The organism is Marinobacter sp. B-21, from assembly GCF_056857895.1.
On record NZ_JBSXNZ010000053.1, the window covers coordinates 64,669 to 80,996 of the forward strand.

13 protein-coding genes are annotated in these 16,328 nt (G+C 57.6%); 8 read left to right on the forward strand and 5 right to left on the reverse strand.

The window, feature by feature from the left end:
* Nucleotides 1–24 precede the first annotated feature (24 nt).
* The 5 genes from AC13C0_RS04685 to smrA form a co-directional block, all read right to left on the reverse strand.
* On the reverse strand, nucleotides 25–1,023 hold the full coding sequence (locus AC13C0_RS04685; protein ID WP_482954022.1) for an XdhC family protein: 999 nt from the start codon (nucleotides 1,021–1,023) through the stop codon (nucleotides 25–27).
* Complete coding sequence (locus AC13C0_RS04690; RefSeq protein ID WP_341581644.1) at nucleotides 1,016–3,220, reverse strand: xanthine dehydrogenase family protein molybdopterin-binding subunit; 2,205 nt, start codon at nucleotides 3,218–3,220, stop codon at nucleotides 1,016–1,018. Before AC13C0_RS04690 ends, AC13C0_RS04685 begins: the two co-directional genes overlap by 8 nt.
* Before the next feature lies 1 nt (nucleotide 3,221).
* Nucleotides 3,222–3,698: a (2Fe-2S)-binding protein gene (locus AC13C0_RS04695; protein ID WP_117620145.1), complete on the reverse strand. Its 477-nt coding sequence runs from the start codon at nucleotides 3,696–3,698 to the stop codon at nucleotides 3,222–3,224.
* 77 nt (nucleotides 3,699–3,775) lie between these two features.
* Nucleotides 3,776–3,967 (reverse strand): hypothetical protein, encoded by a 192-nt coding sequence (locus tag AC13C0_RS04700; RefSeq protein WP_117620144.1) that lies wholly within the window; start codon nucleotides 3,965–3,967, stop codon nucleotides 3,776–3,778.
* A gap of 62 nt (nucleotides 3,968–4,029) precedes the next feature.
* Complete coding sequence (gene smrA / locus AC13C0_RS04705; protein ID WP_482954023.1) at nucleotides 4,030–4,611, reverse strand: DNA endonuclease SmrA; 582 nt, start codon at nucleotides 4,609–4,611, stop codon at nucleotides 4,030–4,032.
* Between the two features lie 169 nt (nucleotides 4,612–4,780).
* On the opposite strand from smrA, the gene AC13C0_RS04710 reads away from it, so the two are divergent.
* From AC13C0_RS04710 to AC13C0_RS04745, 8 genes are all read left to right on the forward strand, one after another.
* Nucleotides 4,781–6,697, forward strand: coding sequence for a putative nucleotidyltransferase substrate binding domain-containing protein (locus AC13C0_RS04710; protein WP_117620143.1), 1,917 nt, complete (start codon nucleotides 4,781–4,783; stop codon nucleotides 6,695–6,697).
* Between the two features lie 17 nt (nucleotides 6,698–6,714).
* Entirely contained in the window at nucleotides 6,715–7,422 is a 708-nt protein-coding gene (locus tag AC13C0_RS04715) for a 3'-5' exonuclease (RefSeq protein WP_117620142.1), read from the forward strand.
* Between the two features lie 212 nt (nucleotides 7,423–7,634).
* Nucleotides 7,635–7,901 carry a DUF4212 domain-containing protein gene (locus tag AC13C0_RS04720; protein WP_117620141.1) on the forward strand — a complete coding sequence of 89 codons (267 nt, stop codon included), beginning with the start codon at nucleotides 7,635–7,637 and terminating at the stop codon, nucleotides 7,899–7,901.
* Nucleotides 7,902–7,907: 6 nt separating this feature from the next.
* On the forward strand, nucleotides 7,908–9,674 hold the full coding sequence (locus tag AC13C0_RS04725; protein WP_341581642.1) for a sodium:solute symporter family protein: 1,767 nt from the start codon (nucleotides 7,908–7,910) through the stop codon (nucleotides 9,672–9,674).
* A 97-nt stretch (nucleotides 9,675–9,771) separates the two neighbouring features.
* On the forward strand, nucleotides 9,772–10,278 hold the full coding sequence (locus AC13C0_RS04730) for a hypothetical protein (RefSeq protein WP_117620139.1): 507 nt from the start codon (nucleotides 9,772–9,774) through the stop codon (nucleotides 10,276–10,278).
* 53 nt (nucleotides 10,279–10,331) lie between these two features.
* Complete coding sequence (locus tag AC13C0_RS04735) at nucleotides 10,332–13,850, forward strand: hybrid sensor histidine kinase/response regulator (protein ID WP_117620138.1); 3,519 nt, start codon at nucleotides 10,332–10,334, stop codon at nucleotides 13,848–13,850.
* Nucleotides 13,847–15,484: a response regulator gene (locus AC13C0_RS04740; protein WP_341581641.1), complete on the forward strand. Its 1,638-nt coding sequence runs from the start codon at nucleotides 13,847–13,849 to the stop codon at nucleotides 15,482–15,484. Before AC13C0_RS04735 ends, AC13C0_RS04740 begins: the two co-directional genes overlap by 4 nt.
* The gene (locus AC13C0_RS04745; RefSeq protein ID WP_117620136.1) at nucleotides 15,481–16,161 is read left to right on the forward strand and encodes a sensor histidine kinase; all 681 of its coding nucleotides are present in this window, start codon (nucleotides 15,481–15,483) and stop codon (nucleotides 16,159–16,161) included. The genes AC13C0_RS04740 and AC13C0_RS04745 overlap by 4 nt, the downstream gene beginning before the upstream one ends.
* The last annotated feature ends 167 nt before the right edge of the window (nucleotides 16,162–16,328 follow it).

Consider the following 16,328-nt stretch of genomic DNA (forward strand, 5'->3'; position numbering starts at 1 on the left):
CTTTGACACGTTCATTTGCCGACATTATAGGGATGGAGGGGCGGCCCGCAAATGGTGTCGGGCCACGATCAGGTCCGCGACCACGGAGATTGCAATTTCCGCAGGCGTCTTGCTGGGAATATCGACCCCAATGGGGGCGCGCAAGCGGTCGAGTGCCGCGTTTTCCAGGCCCAGCGAACTCAGTCGTTCACGCCGTGCTTCCGAGGTCTTTCGGGAGCCCATGGCACCGATGTAAAATGCTTTCGACTGCAACGCCGCCAGCAGCCCCATATCGTCAATCCGGGGGTCATGGGCCAGCGCCAGAACGCCGGAAAACGCATCGTTAAACCCTTCCGCCACCAGGTCATCAGGCAGGCGGCGGTCCAGCGGAATATGCGGGTATCCCCATCCGTCCGCAAAGGCCTCCCGGGGCTCACACAGAGTCACCGAGAAATCCGCCGCTGTGGCAAACCCGGACACGTACCGGGCCACCTCGCCAGCGCCAATCAGCAACAGCCGGCACCCGGGCTGCAGGGCATGCACCAGCTGCTCACCGTCAAAGGCCACCGAAGACCGGTCATGGGATCGCCGGTACTCAAGGGTCGGCGCGCCCCGAAGCGGAACCCGCCGGGCAACCGGTTCACGATTGCTCAACGCCTCCGCCAACGCGCGGACGTGGTCAAATCCTGCCTCACTGTGCAGAGGCTCGACAAGAAGCCGGATTCGACCGCCACAGGGCAACTGGAACTGGTCACGGTCGTCATCGGTAATGCCGTAGTCGATCAGGACCGGTTGATCCGGGCCGCTCCCGGCCGTGCGCCTGAGCAGATCCTCTTCCAGGCAGCCGCCGGATACCGAACCGCTCCACTGGCCGGATTCGCCAATGGCCAGCCAGGAGCCCACCGGCCGGGGTGAAGAGCCCCAGGTTTCCACAATGGTGCATAACCAGACCTTCTGCCCCTGCTCCAGCCAGCCCGCGATGTCGCGAATCACGGATTGATGGCCCGCAGCCAGAGACGACCGGGAAATCTCCATATCAGGCATCCGCTCTCAGTGGCAGGCTGCGCTGGCGCTTACCGGTCAGGGCAAACAGGGCATTGCCAAGCGCCGGAATCACCGGCGGCACACCCGGCTCGCCGACACCGGTTGGCGCTTCGGCACTGTCCACAATACCCACCAGCACTTCCGGGCGTTCGTACTGTCGCATCAACTGGTAATCGTGAAAATTGCTTTGCTGGACCTGTCCACTCTCCAGGGTGATTTCGCCATAGAGCGCGGCGGTCAGTCCGAACAGGATACCGCCTTCAATCTGGTCTTCCACGATGCGGGGGTTAACCACCTGGCCGCAGTCTACCGCGCAGGCCACCTTGTAAACCCGAATCGCACCGTTCTCGATTCCGGCCTCTACCACCTGCGCAACGTAGGTGCCAAAGCTCCGGAACAGGGCAATGCCCCGGGCACGGCCTTGTGGCGCAGGCGAGGTCCAGTTCGCAAGGTGCGCAGCCTGATCGAGCACTTCCAGATGCCTTGGCTCCGAGGACACCAGCCGGCGACGGAACTGATAGGGATCCTCCCCGGATTCGTGGGCAAGTTCATCCATGAAGGTTTCAACGGCGAAACCGTTGTGGGAATAACCCACCGATCGCCACCAGGTTACGGGTACGCCGGGGTCCGTGTGGGTATGGCGGATATCGATGTTATCCACCTGATAAGGGTACTCAATGGCCCCCTCAATGGCGGACATATCCTTGGGTGTGGCAATACCTTCGGCCATCAGGCCCACCTTGCCCAGGGTGCCGTACATGAACTTCGGCGCCCAGGGATACTGGGCTGGCGCAGCATTACGCACATACCAATCAAGAATCTGCGGGCCCACAATCTGGTGGTGCCAGCCGGTGAGCTCTCCGCCAGACAGGCTGGCTCTCATCCGGTGCAGCATGGCCGGACGATACAGGTCGTGCCGGGTATCTTCTTCCCGGGACCAGATCACTTTGACCGGCCGTCTGACCCGATACGCCACGGCAGCCGCTTCCTCGATGTAATCCTGAGTCAGTCGGCGGCCAAAGCCACCGCCGAGGAAGGTGGTGTTGATGGTGACGTCATCCGGCCCGAGATCCGTCACTCTGGCAACCGCAATCCGGCCAAGGTCCGGTGCCTGGGTCGGCGCCCAGACTTCCATCCGGCCGCCCCGGTACCAGGCAGTTGCGTTCATCGGCTCGAGGGTAGCGTGGGCGAGGTACGGCTGGGCATACTCTGCCTCCAGAACCCGTTCTGCCCCCTCAACCGCACGCTCGAAGCTGCCTTCGCTGCGCTCGGACTCGCCAGAATCTTCATCTGCCGCGGTACGATAAGACTCAAAGACATCCTCTGTGGATACGGACAAAGCCTCCGAAAAGTCCCATTCGACGCTCAGTGCCTCTTGGGCCTTACGGGCGCGCCAGTACTTGTCGGCAACCACGGCGACACCGCGCTCGGTTTCAAAAACCTCAAGCACTCCGGTCATGGCCCGGACCTCATCGCCGTTAAAGCCAGTCACACGACCTCCGTGCCTGGGTGGTCGGGCGACCACCCCATAGACCATGTCCGGCAGTTCCACATCGATACCGTATACAGCCGTACCAGTGGATTTGGCCCTGGCATCCAGCCTGCCCTGCTGCTTACCAATATATTTCCATTCCTTGCGGGGCTTCAGGGCAATGTCACCGCGCACCACTTCTTTTGCGGCCAACTCCACCAGCTTGCCGTAGGCCATGGAATCAATACCGTTCGGATGTACAACCCGACCTTCGCTGGCATGACATTCGGCAGCCTCCACGTTCCAGACCCGGGCCGCAGCCATTACCAGCATCAGCCGGGCTTCGGCCCCCGCCATTCGCAGAGGTTCCCAACTGGTTGCCACACTGGTGCTGCCCCCGGTGAGCTGCAATTTGTAGAGGGGGTTACGGTACTCGGGCGCAACCGGAGCGAAGCGAGGCGTAATCCTCTCCGGCTTTATTTCCAGTTCCTCCGCGATCAGGGTCGTCAGCCCGGTGTAGGTGCCCTGCCCCATCTCGACCCGGGCCAGGGTGAAGAACACCTCATCGTTTTCGGTCAGTTCCAGCCAGGCATCCGGCCGCCACTCACCGGCTTCTGGCTGATAACCTGTCTGGATTCCGGCACAGCCCGGCAAAGCCAGGGAAACCACCAGACCGCCGGAGACACCAGCGCCGACCTTGAGAAAATCCCGTCGATTCATCGCCATGTCACACCTCCTGACTGTTGGATGAACCGGTGGCAACGGATTCCACCGCCGCAATAATCCGGGAGTAAGTTCCGCAACGGCACAGGTTGCCTGTCATCGCGGCAACAATATCGTCCCGCGAGGGAGCCGGGTTGTTGGCCAGCAAGTGTGCCGCACTCATGATCTGGCCCGACTGGCAGTAACCGCATTGCGGAACGCCCTGCTCAATCCAGGCCTGCTGCAGGGCATGAAGCTGATCGCCACCACCCAGCCCCTCGATGGTCTGCACCTGGCCACCGGCCGCCATTTCAGCCGGCGTCGAGCAGGACCGGACAGGCTGGCCGTTCAGATGCACCGTGCAGGCGCCGCAAAGTCCGGCACCGCAGCCGAACTTGGTACCTTTCAGCCCCAGCTCGTCACGGATTACCCACAACAGGGGTGTATCCCCCTCCACATCCAGCGAATGCTGCTCTCCGTTGACTGTCAGCCTTAATGCCATTCCTACTCTCTCCTGTAGGCATTCCGGTTCTGTGCGCCGGATTTATCGTTCTTATTGGTGTCGAAGTTCACCCGGTCTTACTTGATAACCTCCTTTCCGTCCTTGTTAACCCAGATCTTGCGCTCTCCGGTTTCCATCTGATCATTGGAATCCCAGACCTCCCGGTCCGTGGTTGCCTCTTCCACCTTGCCGTTGTCGTTCCAGATTACGCGATCCTTGCAGCCAGCAAGCGCCAGTACTGCACATACAACCAACATTGCTTTTTTCACGACGATAACCTCCGTTTGGCCGTTTGAATGACCAGATTTGAAGACCTCAGAAGCTGGAGCCGTTAACGGCTTCCGTGAACTTCACGATTGTGCTGCTTGTCCCGTTCACTTTTTCGCACCATGACATAAACCGCTCCGGTTCCACCATGGTGTTTTTGGGCCGAATGGAAGGCCATGACATCAGCCAGCTCGGGCAACCACTTGGCAAGGTAACTTTTCAATTGTGCAATGCCATCAGGATTGCGCTCCCCCTTGCCATGGAGAATAATCACAGAGCGCAGACCATAACGGACGCAATCACCGACAAATGTAAACACTTCTCTTCGGGCCTGTTCCACCGTCATCCGGTGTAAATCGAGCCGGGCTTCAATGGGGTATTGCCCCAGCCGCAGCTTGCGAAATACCCCGTGTTGTATGCCCGGACGCCGCCAGCTCAGAACGTCGTGGGCTGTGAGAGGTTCGACTATGTCCGAGGTCAGGGGGTTTTTGTCCCGGACCGGATTTTCCACGGCGGACCGCTGTCGCTCAAGATGCCCTGGCGTCAGTTCACGGGGTGTCGATACCTCGGCGCGGTTGGGCTTTCGGATGCGCCGGACATCTTTCATTTCCTCAAGAAAACTGAGGCGTTCGTCTTTGGTAGTCATGACATTACAATTAATGACCTGGTTCGACAGGAACTTTACCACCCACCCCCCTTCCCTTAAAGAAAACTGACTTGCGTCAGTCAGTTTGCGACGAAAATCGTAGGGCGGTGACCTTACTCACTGAACTACACTTCTTACGGAAAATAATAACAATCGAGTGGATACGGACATGGCCGCAGCAAACACAGAAACCACCCCCCCCCAGAACATCCGCGCGATTATGACCTTTCTTCGGGAACATGCGCCTTTCTCCAGCATGGATGATACGCACCTCGCACATTTTGCCGAGCACGCATCTCTGCAGTTCTATGCAGACGGCGACGCCGTTCTGTCTCCGGATCAGGGCGTCGTAAAAAGATTCTACGTGGTCAAGCAGGGGCGGATTCGTGGCGAGCGACATAATGAAAAGGAAGACCGGACGGAAACCACCTTTGAAATCAGCCAGGGCGAATGCTTTCCACTGGCGGCCATCATTGGCGAACGGCCAACCAGAACCCTGCACCGCGCGTCTGGAGACACCTTCTGCCTCAGCATCGGACAGAATGCCTTCATTACCCTGTTTTCAGAGAGTGAGCCTTTCCGGGATTTCTGCCTTCGCGGTGTCAGCAGCCTGCTTGATCAGGTAAACCGGCGCATCCAGTCCGGCGCTATGGCCTCCATGGGCTCCAGCACGTCCCTGGACACGCCTCTTGAGCGCTTTGCCCTGCGCAATCCGATTGTCTGCTCCCCGGACCTTCCGGTACGAAAAGCAGTGGCACGCATGCACGAAAACAACGTCGGCAGCATTATCGTTACCGACGACAACCGCCACCCAACCGGCATTTTTACGCTGCGGGATCTTCGTACCATGATCGCCGAGGAAAAGGGCCCCCTGAATACGCCAATTCGGCAGGTCATGACGAAAGAGCCCTGCTGCCTGCCCTCCCATGCGGATGCCTTTGAGGCTGCCATGCTGATGGCGGAACACCATTTTGCCCACTTGTGCGTGGTCGATGATGAAAACAAACTTATTGGCGTAGTGTCGGAGCGGGACCTTTTCGCCCTTCAACGGGTGGATCTGGTCAACCTTGCCCGCACCATCAGTACCGCCACCCACTTGCGCACCCTGGTCAGCCTGCGATCAGACGTGTCCCGTCTGGTCGATGCCATGCTGGCCCACGGCGCCGATTCCGGGCAGGTGGTCAAGATCATCACAACCCTGAACGACGTAACCGTTCGACGGGTACTGGAACTGAACATCAAGAAAAACGACCCGGGCATTCCCTTTACCTGGCTGACCTTCGGCAGCGAAGGGCGCCAGGAGCAGACACTGCTGACCGATCAGGACAACGGCATCCTGTTCCGGACCCCGGAAGGCATGACCGAAGAACAGGTTCGGGAGAAACTGCTGCCATTTGCCCAGACCGTCACCCAGGAGCTGGCGGAGTGCGGCTTTACCCTGTGCAAAGGCAACATCATGGCCAGCAACCCGAAGCTTTGCCTCAGTGACAGGGAATGGGACGACTGGTTTATCCGGTTTATTGATGCCTCGACACCCCAGAACCTGGTGTACTCCTCAATCTTTCTCGATATGAGAGCGGTGTTTGGCGCCACCGAGCCGTTGCATGATCTGCTGGACAAAGTGCTGTCCCGTATCCGGAAAAACGCCCTGTTCCAGAAGATGCTGGCGGGCAATGCCTTTCAACGGAAGCCGCCGCTGACCATGTTCCGGAATTTCCGCTATGTCTCAGAAGGCAAAAAGCGTGCGCTTGACCTCAAACGCCAGGGCCTTGCGCCCTTCGTGGAAGCGATCAGGGTCTTTGCATTAGCCAACGGGGTCGAAACGGCAAACACCCTGGAGCGCATGGATGAGCTGGCAAAAAAAGGGGTCTTTGATCCGAAGGACGCCAATGCCTGGAAGGAAAGCTATAGCCTGATCCAGGCCATCCGGATGCGAGCCCACCAGGAAATGCTCGAAAAGGGCGAAGAACTGACCAACTACATTGATCCGGACGATCTGAACCCATTGGATCGGCGCATCCTCCGGGAGTCTTTCAGACAGGCTCAGCGGTTGCAACAGAAACTCGAAGTGACCTACCAACTCTGACCGTCAGGCAACACGTCATGCTGGAACAGATAAAACAATGGATAGAGCAGCGCCGGGGCGGGAAGATTGGCAGCCACGACCCGGACAATCTGCCCCATCCCAAATCACCGGGGGAGCAGCTGCTATCCGATTGCCGCCTGATTGTACTCGATCTGGAAACCACGGGGCTGAATGCTGCGAAAGATGAGGTCATCGCAATCGGCGCTGTTGCCATCCGGGGCGGCATTATCCACCTCAGTGACCAGTTTGATCTGATTCTGAGGCGACCGGAACTGGATATACGGGAAACCGTACTCATCCACGGAATTGGCCCCGAAGCCCTTACCCAGGGCCAGGAAACCGAAGATGCACTGCTTTACCTGCTGGAATGGATGAACGGCGATCCCGTACTGGCCTATCACTCGGCATTCGACCAGAAATTCCTGGAGAGAACCCTACGGGCCCAGATTGGCTACACCCTGAGCCACACCTGGATGGACGTTGCAGACCTGATGCCGGCCTTTTTTCCGAATACAAAGACGGGCGGCAAGGGCCTTGATCACTGGGCGGACTATTTTGGCCTGGAGGTTACTGAACGGCACCACGCCGCGTCCGATGCCCTGGCGACCGCAGAGCTGACCCTGGTGGCCCTGAACAAGGCCCGGAAGGAGGGGGTAAAAACCCTTAAGGGACTCCACGACAAGCTTCTTTATCACCGGCGACTGCAAAACATGCATCGTTTTTAATTCCAGCTACGAACGAGTGCGCAGAATTCGATCAATTATTCGGCAAATGACTGAGAATTAGACCTTTTGCCAATATCTATAAATCGCTTGACCAGTAAAGTCAGTAGGGACAACTAGTCGGAGAAGTACTTATATGAATAATAAATTCTCTAACCCAAGTGCCTCGCCAAAAACCCACCCAACCTCCACAACAACAAAACAGGAGTGATCCTATGTCAGTTGGTCATAGCTACGACGCTGAGAAGTACTGGAAGGCGAATCTGCGCCTGATATTCGGGAGCCTGATTGTCTGGGCCCTGGTATCTTATGGCTTTGCAATTCTGCTTCGTCCGATGCTCGCGGGCATTCCGATTGGTGGCACCGATCTGGGCTTCTGGTTCGCCCAGCAAGGCTCCATCCTTACGTTTATCGCTCTGATCTTCTTCTACGCTTGGCGCATGAATAAGATCGACGAACAATTCGGCGTGCACGAGGAGTAAGAACGAATGAGCCAATTTGCCATCAACATCATTTTCGTAGGGGCCTCGTTCCTCATCTATATCCTGATCGCTGTCTGGGCGAAAGCCGGTAGCACCAAGGACTTCTACGTTGCCGGCGGCGGCGTTCATCCGATCACCAACGGTATGGCGATCGGTGCCGACTGGATGTCAGCGGCATCCTTCATTTCCATGGCGGGCCTGATTGCCGCCGGTGGTTACGCCAACTCCACCTTCCTGATGGGCTGGACCGGCGGTTACGTTCTGCTTGCGATGCTGCTGGCCCCGTACCTGCGGAAGTTCGGTAAGTTCACCGTACCCGAGTTCATCGGTGATCGTTTTTACAGCAAGAATGCGCGCCTGGTGGCGGTTATCTGTCTGATCGTCGCGTCCGTGACCTACGTAATCGGCCAGATGGCCGGTGCCGGTGTTGCCTTCTCACGCTTCCTCGAAGTTGACGCCACCCTGGGTCTGATCATTGCTGCGGTCGTGGTCTTCATCTACGCCGTTATGGGAGGCATGAAGGGTATCACCTACACCCAGGTTGCCCAGTACTGCGTGCTGATCGTCGCCTACACCATCCCTGCCGTGTTCATCTCCGTGCAACTGACCGGTAACCCTATTCCCGGTCTCGGCCTGTTCTCCACCCACGTGGACTCCGGCATGCCGCTACTCTCCAAGCTGAATCAGGTCATCACCGACCTCGGCTTCAACGAGTACACCGCGGACGTGGACAACAAACTGAACATGGTCCTGTTTACCCTGTCACTGATGATCGGTACTGCTGGCCTGCCGCACGTCATCATCCGCTTCTTCACCGTGCCGAAAGTTGCCGACGCGCGCTGGTCAGCCGGCTGGGCCCTGGTTTTCATCGCCCTGCTGTACCTGACTGCGCCGGCTGTTGCTTCCATGGCGCGCCTGAACCTGATGACCACCATCTACCCGGACGGCACCGCAGCTGAGCCAATCCAGTACGATGAGCGTCCGAACTGGATCAGGGAGTGGGAAATTACCGGTCTGATTCAGTTCACCGACAAGAACGAAGATGGCCGTATCCAGTTGTATAACGACAGCGAAGCTTTCCAATCCGAGGCTGACGCCCGTGGCTGGAAAGGCAACGAGCTGGTCGTTAACCGGGATATCCTGGTTCTGGCCAACCCGGAAATCGCCAACCTGCCAGGCTGGGTGGTCGGTCTCATTGCGGCGGGCGGCCTCGCGGCAGCACTGTCCACAGCAGCGGGCCTGTTGCTGGCGATTTCCTCCGCGGTGAGTCATGACCTGATCAAGGGGTCTATCAACCCGAACATCTCGGAGAAAGGCGAACTGCTGGCAGCACGGATCTCCATGGCTGTCGCGATCGCGGTGGCGACCTGGCTTGGCGCCAATCCCCCGGGCTTCGCGGCACAGGTGGTGGCACTTGCCTTCGGTATTGCCGCCGCGTCCCTGTTCCCGGCGCTGATGATGGGTATCTTCTCCAAGCGTGTTAACAACACCGGTGCCATCTCCGGCATGCTGACCGGCCTGGGCTTCACCCTGGCGTACATCTTCGTCTATAAGGGCTGGCTGTTCATTCCGGGTACCAACAACCTGGCAGATACCCCGGAGAACTGGGTGCTGGGCATCTCCCCGCTGTCCATCGGCGCGGTTGGCGCAATTGTCAACTTTGCGGTAGCCTTCATTGTATCCAACGCAACTGAAGAGCCGCCCGTTGAGATTCAGGAGCTGGTTGAAAGCGTCCGTTACCCACGTGGTGCCGGTCAGGCTCAAGACCACTGAGCAACATCTCAACCTGATTCGTTCCCTGAACTGACAGGTTGATACTGAACGGGCTTCCTCAATGAGGGAGCCCGTTCTTTTTTGAGGAAGTTATTTTATGTTCTGGACATTTGTTGCCACAGTAGTCTGCGGCCTGGGTGCCGCAGGTATCGCTCTGGGTATCAGGGCCGCTACCCGAAACAAAGCCCCGAAGTGGATCATCCCCGTTTTTGCCGGCGCCGGCATGCTCGGCTATCTCATCTACATGGAATACACCTGGTTCGACCAGAAACAATCCCGCCTGCCGGAAGAAGCCGTGGTTGTGAATACTGAAACTGACGGCATCCTCTGGCGGCCCTGGACCTTTGTTTTTCCGTATGTTACCGCTTTTTCGACTGTGGATATCAAGAGTATCAGCCGTGACACAAACAGCGATGACATCGTCCGGTTTACGCTCTATCGCTTCGAACAGAAGGTGATAGACGCCGTTTCCCACCGCATTCACATCATCAACTGTGCGTCCCGGGAACTCGTGCCCCTGGGATCGGACGGAAGCCCCCGGGTAGACAATCTGAAGGTTCTTGAACCCGGAGATGCCCTGTATGACACCGTCTGTGCGGAATGATGCGACAATAGCGTGACGCCCTGACCTGCCGACCCTGACGGGAATGAATATCCATGATTAGCGCCTGGTTGCTGGCTCTTATTTCCATCACTTACATTTCGATCCTGTTCGTGATCGCCTGGGCCGGCGACAAACATCCGGGGCTGTATCGGCGGCGCCTGGCACGAACCCATATCTACGCCCTGTCACTGGCAGTTTACTTTACTTCCTGGACCTTCTATGGCGCCGTGGGCCGCGCCACCCAGGAAGGCCTTGGCTTTCTCCCGATTTACCTGGGCCCGCTGCTGGTCTTCGTGTTCGGCGCTCACATGCTGCGCCGGATTATCTACATCAGCAAACGCAACAACAGCACCTCCATCGCCGATTTCATCGCCTCCAGGTACGGCAAATCACAGCTCCTGGCCGCGATGATCGCAACCTTCGCCCTCATAGGCAGCGTTCCCTACATTGCCTTGCAGCTGAAAGCCATTGCCATGGGCTTCGCCGTCCTGTCCGGGACAGGTACCGGCTACGAGGGGCTAAGCTCAGCGGCCTGGAAGGATTCTGCCTGGTACATCACCCTGGCCCTGGCGGTATTCACTGTGCTGTTTGGCACCCGGCACCTGGAATCGACGGAGCACCACCGGGGGATGATTCAGGCGGTCGCCTTCGAGTCCCTGATAAAGCTCGTGGCCTTTATCGCCGTCGGCCTTTTTGTCGGCTACGGCCTGTACGGTGGATTCGGCGACCTGTTTTCCCGGGCGAAAGACGCCGACCTGATGGGCACCCTGACCACCGACGGCATCGAGGCTCCCGCCTTTATCACCCAGACCCTGGTTGCGATGCTGGCTATCATCTGCCTGCCAAGACAATTCCATGTCATGGTGGTCGAGAACACCGATCACCGGGATTTTGAGATCGCGCGCTGGGCCATGCCCATCTACCTGATCGTGGCCTCCGCCTTTGTACTTCCCATCGCTGCGGCGGGCATGCTGTCTCCCGAAGCGGCCGCGGGCAACCCCGATATACTGATTCTCCAGTTGCCGATCATGGCCGGGGAGGAATGGCTTGCGATACTGGCGTTTCTGGGTGGTGGCTCCGCCGCAGCGGCCATGGTGATCGTCAGTTCGGTCGCCATCGCCACCATGGTAAGCAACGAAATTATCATGCCGGCGCTCCTGAAATTTTTCCGGCCGGGGATGAACCGGCGCAACGACCTGAGCTATCTTCTGCTCAGCATTCGCCGTGTCGCGATCTTTGTGGTCCTGCTGACTGCCTATGGCTTCTACCGTATGGCGGGCGAGGATTACAGCCTGACCGCCTTTGGACTGCTTTCCTTCGCAGCAGCCGCGCAGTTCGGGCCGGCGCTGGTTGGTGGTATCATCTGGCGGCGCGGCAACTACATGGGCGCCGTCTGGGGCCTCGGCCTGGGTTTCCTGATGTGGTGCTACACCCTGCTGCTGCCGGCACTCGCAACCACCGGATGGGTAACGGACTCGCTGATTGAACAGGGCATCTGGGGTATCAACTGGACCCGACCCACGGCATTGTTTGGCTCTGATCTGGATCAGATCAGCCATGGCATTATCTGGAGCCTTGGCATAAATACCGTGGTCTACATCCTGCTTTCCATGCTTACCCGACAACGGGTGCGGGAAAAAATTCAGATTGCCTCGTTCTTTCACGATCCCCAGCCGAAAGCGGAAACCGCCCAGCACCAGAGCTGGCAGGGCGAGATTCTGACCTCTGACCTGCAGGCCCTCACCGACCGTTTCATGGGCGAGGAGCGTTCCGAGACGATTTTCCGGAATTACGAGCGCCGCAACGCCATCCGGCTGCACCCACACCGTCCTGCATCCGCCCACCTCATGAAGTACATCGAGCGGCAGCTGGCTTCCGTTATCGGGGCCTCCACGGCCCGCGTGGTGCTGGAATCCACCCTCACCGGTCGCGACATGCAGATTGAGGACGTGGTCAGCATCGTCGATGAGGCCTCCCAGGCCATGACGTTCAGCCGGGAACTGCTACAGTCAGCCATTGAAAACATCAGTCTGGGCGTCTCGGTGGTTAACCATCAGCAACAACTGGTGGTCTGGAATCATCGCTATCTCGAGCTGTTCACTTACCCCAAGGGGTTTGTCAAGGTTGGGCGCCCGGTCGAAGATCTGATGCGGTATAACCTGACCAACGCCAACCTGTCAGCCCGCAGGATTGATGAAATTGTCGAGGACCGCTGCACCAGCATGCGGGAAGGCCGGCCGATGTCCTACGAGCGCCAGAGGCCCGACGGAACCGTCCTGCGGGTAGACGGCAGCCCGATACCCGGGGGTGGCTATGCAACCACCTTCCAGGACATCACAGCCATGCGAAGGACCGAGCAGGCCCTCAAGGAAACCAATATCTACCTTGAACAACGGGTGAAGGAGCGTACCCAGGAGCTTCAGGTCATCAATGAGCAGATGCTGAAAGCGAAATCCGTTGCCGAGCAGGCCAACCAGAGCAAGACCCGGTTTCTGGCATCGGCCAGTCATGATCTGTTGCAGCCCCTCAATGCGGCCCGTCTGTTTACCTCTGCCCTGGCTGGCAAGGCCGACGATACTGAAATGAAAGATCTGGTGGATCATATTGACAGTTCCCTCGGTGCTGCCGAAGAGATCATCAGTACATTGCTTGATATCTCCAAACTTGATGCAGGTGCACTGGAACCGGACATCGGGGCCTTCCCGGTTAATGAGATCATGCGACATCTTGCGACCGACTTTTCGGCGATTGCCAAGGATCAGGACCTGGAGCTCCACGTTGTACCCAGCAGTGTCTGGATCCGCTCGGACGCCAAATTGCTGCGCCGTGTGGTCCAGAATTTCCTGTCCAATGCCATACGCTATACGCCGGAAGGGAAGATTCTGCTCGGCTGCCGGAGATTAAAGGGGTATATCCGCATTGAAGTCTGGGACACGGGTCCGGGTATACCCGAAGACCAGCTGGCGCACATTTTCGAGGAGTTTCGCCGTTTCCAGCACGGCCGGGACAAGAAAGGGCTCGGGCTCGGCCTGGCCATCGTGGACCGGATCAGTGGCATGCTGAACCATCCGGTCAGCGTACACTCGGTTCAGGGCCGTGGCAGTGTGTTCGGAATCACCGTCCCTGTCGCCGCGCCGGAACAGAACGAGCCCGTCGCCACTAAGTCTGCCTCAACCTCACGACGGGTTTCGAACCTCGGCGGCCTGCACTTCCTGTGTATCGACAACGACCCTGCCATTCTTCACGGCATGGTGGCTTTGCTTGGTAACTGGAAGTGTGATGTGACCGCTGCGGAAAGCCTCGAAGATGCCATGGAAAAACTGGAAGGCCAGAGACCCGATATTATACTTGCCGATTACCAGCTTGATGATAACAAGAATGGCCTGGATGCCATGGACAGTATCCGTGACGCGCTTAGCGAGGACATCCCGGGGATACTTATCACCGGGTATATGGCACCCGAAGTTCGGGAAGATGCCATTAACCGTGGTTACCAGATTCTCTACAAGCCTGTAAAACCCGCTGCATTGCGGGCGCTGGTTAACAAGTTACTCAAGCAGAAGCGCTCATGACCGATTCAAAAACCGATTTCAATCCTTTCGGCAAGCTGACATTCCTGATTATTGATGACTTCGAGAACTTCCGGTTGTCCATACGCCAGATGTTACGCAGCTGTGGCGCAGACAAAATCGAATTGGTTGCCCATGCCAATCCGGCTATCCAGTACTGCACCTACAACCACGTTGATGTAGTGCTCTGTGACTTCAACCTTGGGGAAGGCAAAAACGGGCAGCACATACTGGAAGAACTCCGCCATAAAAAGCTCCTGAAGCGCTCCTCCCTGTTTCTGATGGTCACCGCCGAGACATCCAAGGAAATGGTAATGGGGGCTCGGGAATATCAGCCGGATGCCTATCTGACCAAACCGATCAACCGGGCAGTTCTAGAGAAAAGACTTGGCAGCCTCATCAGCCAGCGTAACGCGCTTATGCCCATTAACCGGGAAATCGACCGGGAGAACTATCCGGAGGCCATCTCCCTATGCCTCCAGGCACTCCCCAGGCAACCCCGCTACAAAACCTGGTTGATGAAAACCCTGGGAGACCTCTACTTCCAACTGGGGGATCTCGCTCACGCGCTCAAGGTTTTTGACGATGTGCTGGCCCAACGTGAGCTTTCATGGGCAAGGTTTGGCCGCTGCAAAGTCCTGCTTGCAAAACGAAGCTTCGACGACGCAGTTGATGGACTTCGGGAGCTTATCGCCAAGCATCCAGACTATATGGAAGCCTATGACCTCCTCGCGGAAGGTCTGGAGCAACAGGGTCGTCCGACCCAGGCCCAGCAAATACTCGAACAGGCCGCACAACACTCCCCTAATGCCCTGCTCAGACAGAAGCATCTGGCGGAGCTGGCCGGCTCCAATCAGGACATGGACACTGCGTCGGATGCGTGGCGCCGGACCGTTGAGCTCGGAACCTACTCGATTCACGACAACTCTGGCCATTATCTTGCTCTCGGGCAAACGTTGTCCGACCTCAGTGAGGGCGATCTGGAAGAAGAAGGCGCCGCGCGGGCCAAAGAAGCACTGGCTATGCTGAAAAAAATGGAAAAACGGTTCGCGGAGGAAGAAGACATCGCGGTGCGCAGTCAGATCATTCAGTGCCGGGTGTATGCTGGCCAGGGGCAGGATCAGCAGGCGGCCAAGATCCTCGAAAGAATCAGGCCTGAGCTTCAGGACACCACAACACTGGACGTACAAACGGCGCTGGACTATGCAAAAACCCTGTTCCGGATGAGCCACGAGACGGAAGCGAAACAGCTTCTGGCCGAAATGGCCGAACGTTTCAGCGATGATCCAGACACCCTGCAGAAAATCGAAAGTCTCCTGGACGAGCCTGTCGGATTCCGTCAGAAGATCATGGCCCGCACGCTTAACCGCGACGGCATCAGGGCGTTTGAGTCCGGGGACCTGCGGGAAGCCGCGGACACGTTTACCAAAGCCCTGGAAATTGTTCCTGATCATGCCGCCCTGAACCTGAACCTGGTGCAGGTGCTGATGAAGGAATACGACAATAACCCGGAAAAAACCGATCTTCTCAGGCGTTGCCAGACCTGCCTGGACCGGTTATCAAACCTGCCAGGGCAACACCGCCAACACCGACGTTATATCGCCTTGCAACGCAAGCTGAAGGGGCTCACCGAATGAACAACCATAATATTGATTTTTCAATGGTCCTTGCCTCCGCTGTTCACGATATGAAGAACTCCCTTGGTATGCTCCTGAATTCCCTGGACGAACTGCGATCAGAACAGGAGAGAGCACTGGGGGAGTCTTCACGATTCAATACCCTGCAGTATGAAGCCGAACGCATGCATAACGACCTGGTTCAGCTTCTGGGTATCTACCGGCTGGGGGAAAATAACCTGTCTGCTCATATTGAGGAGCACTTTGTGCCCGACTTCCTCTCCGAACACCTGGTCCGGCACACCCCGCTACTCAAGGGTCTGGGCATTGATTGCTCGGTAGAGGCCGAGGAGATTAACGGCTTTTTCGACGAGGATCTTTTGACCGGCGCGCTCAATAACACCATCAATAACGCCATACGCTACACCAAGAGCAAGATCCGCCTTACGGCCGGCGAAAGGGACGGCTATCTCGTGATAGGTGTTGAAGACGACGGAAAGGGGTACCCGGACAGCATGCAGCACACTGGCACCCTGAGCTTCAAATCCCTGGATTTCAAAAGTGGCAGCACCAGCCTCGGGCTGTTCTTTGCGTCTTCCGTTGCCGAGCTTCACAGCGACGGGAAAAGAACCGGAGCCATCAAATTGCACAATGGCGGCAGCCTTGGTGGTGGCGTTTTTGAAATCTGGTTGCCCTGACTGGCACAACATAAACACAAATTCCGGGATCGAGTAGGAGGGGGAGTTACCTCCCCCGTCCTCTCACACCACCGTACGTACGGTTCCGTATACGGCGGTTCATGGCTGGCTCTGAAGCCGAGTCATCGTATCCAACAAGCTTACCAGAGACAGGCGGTTAAAGACCT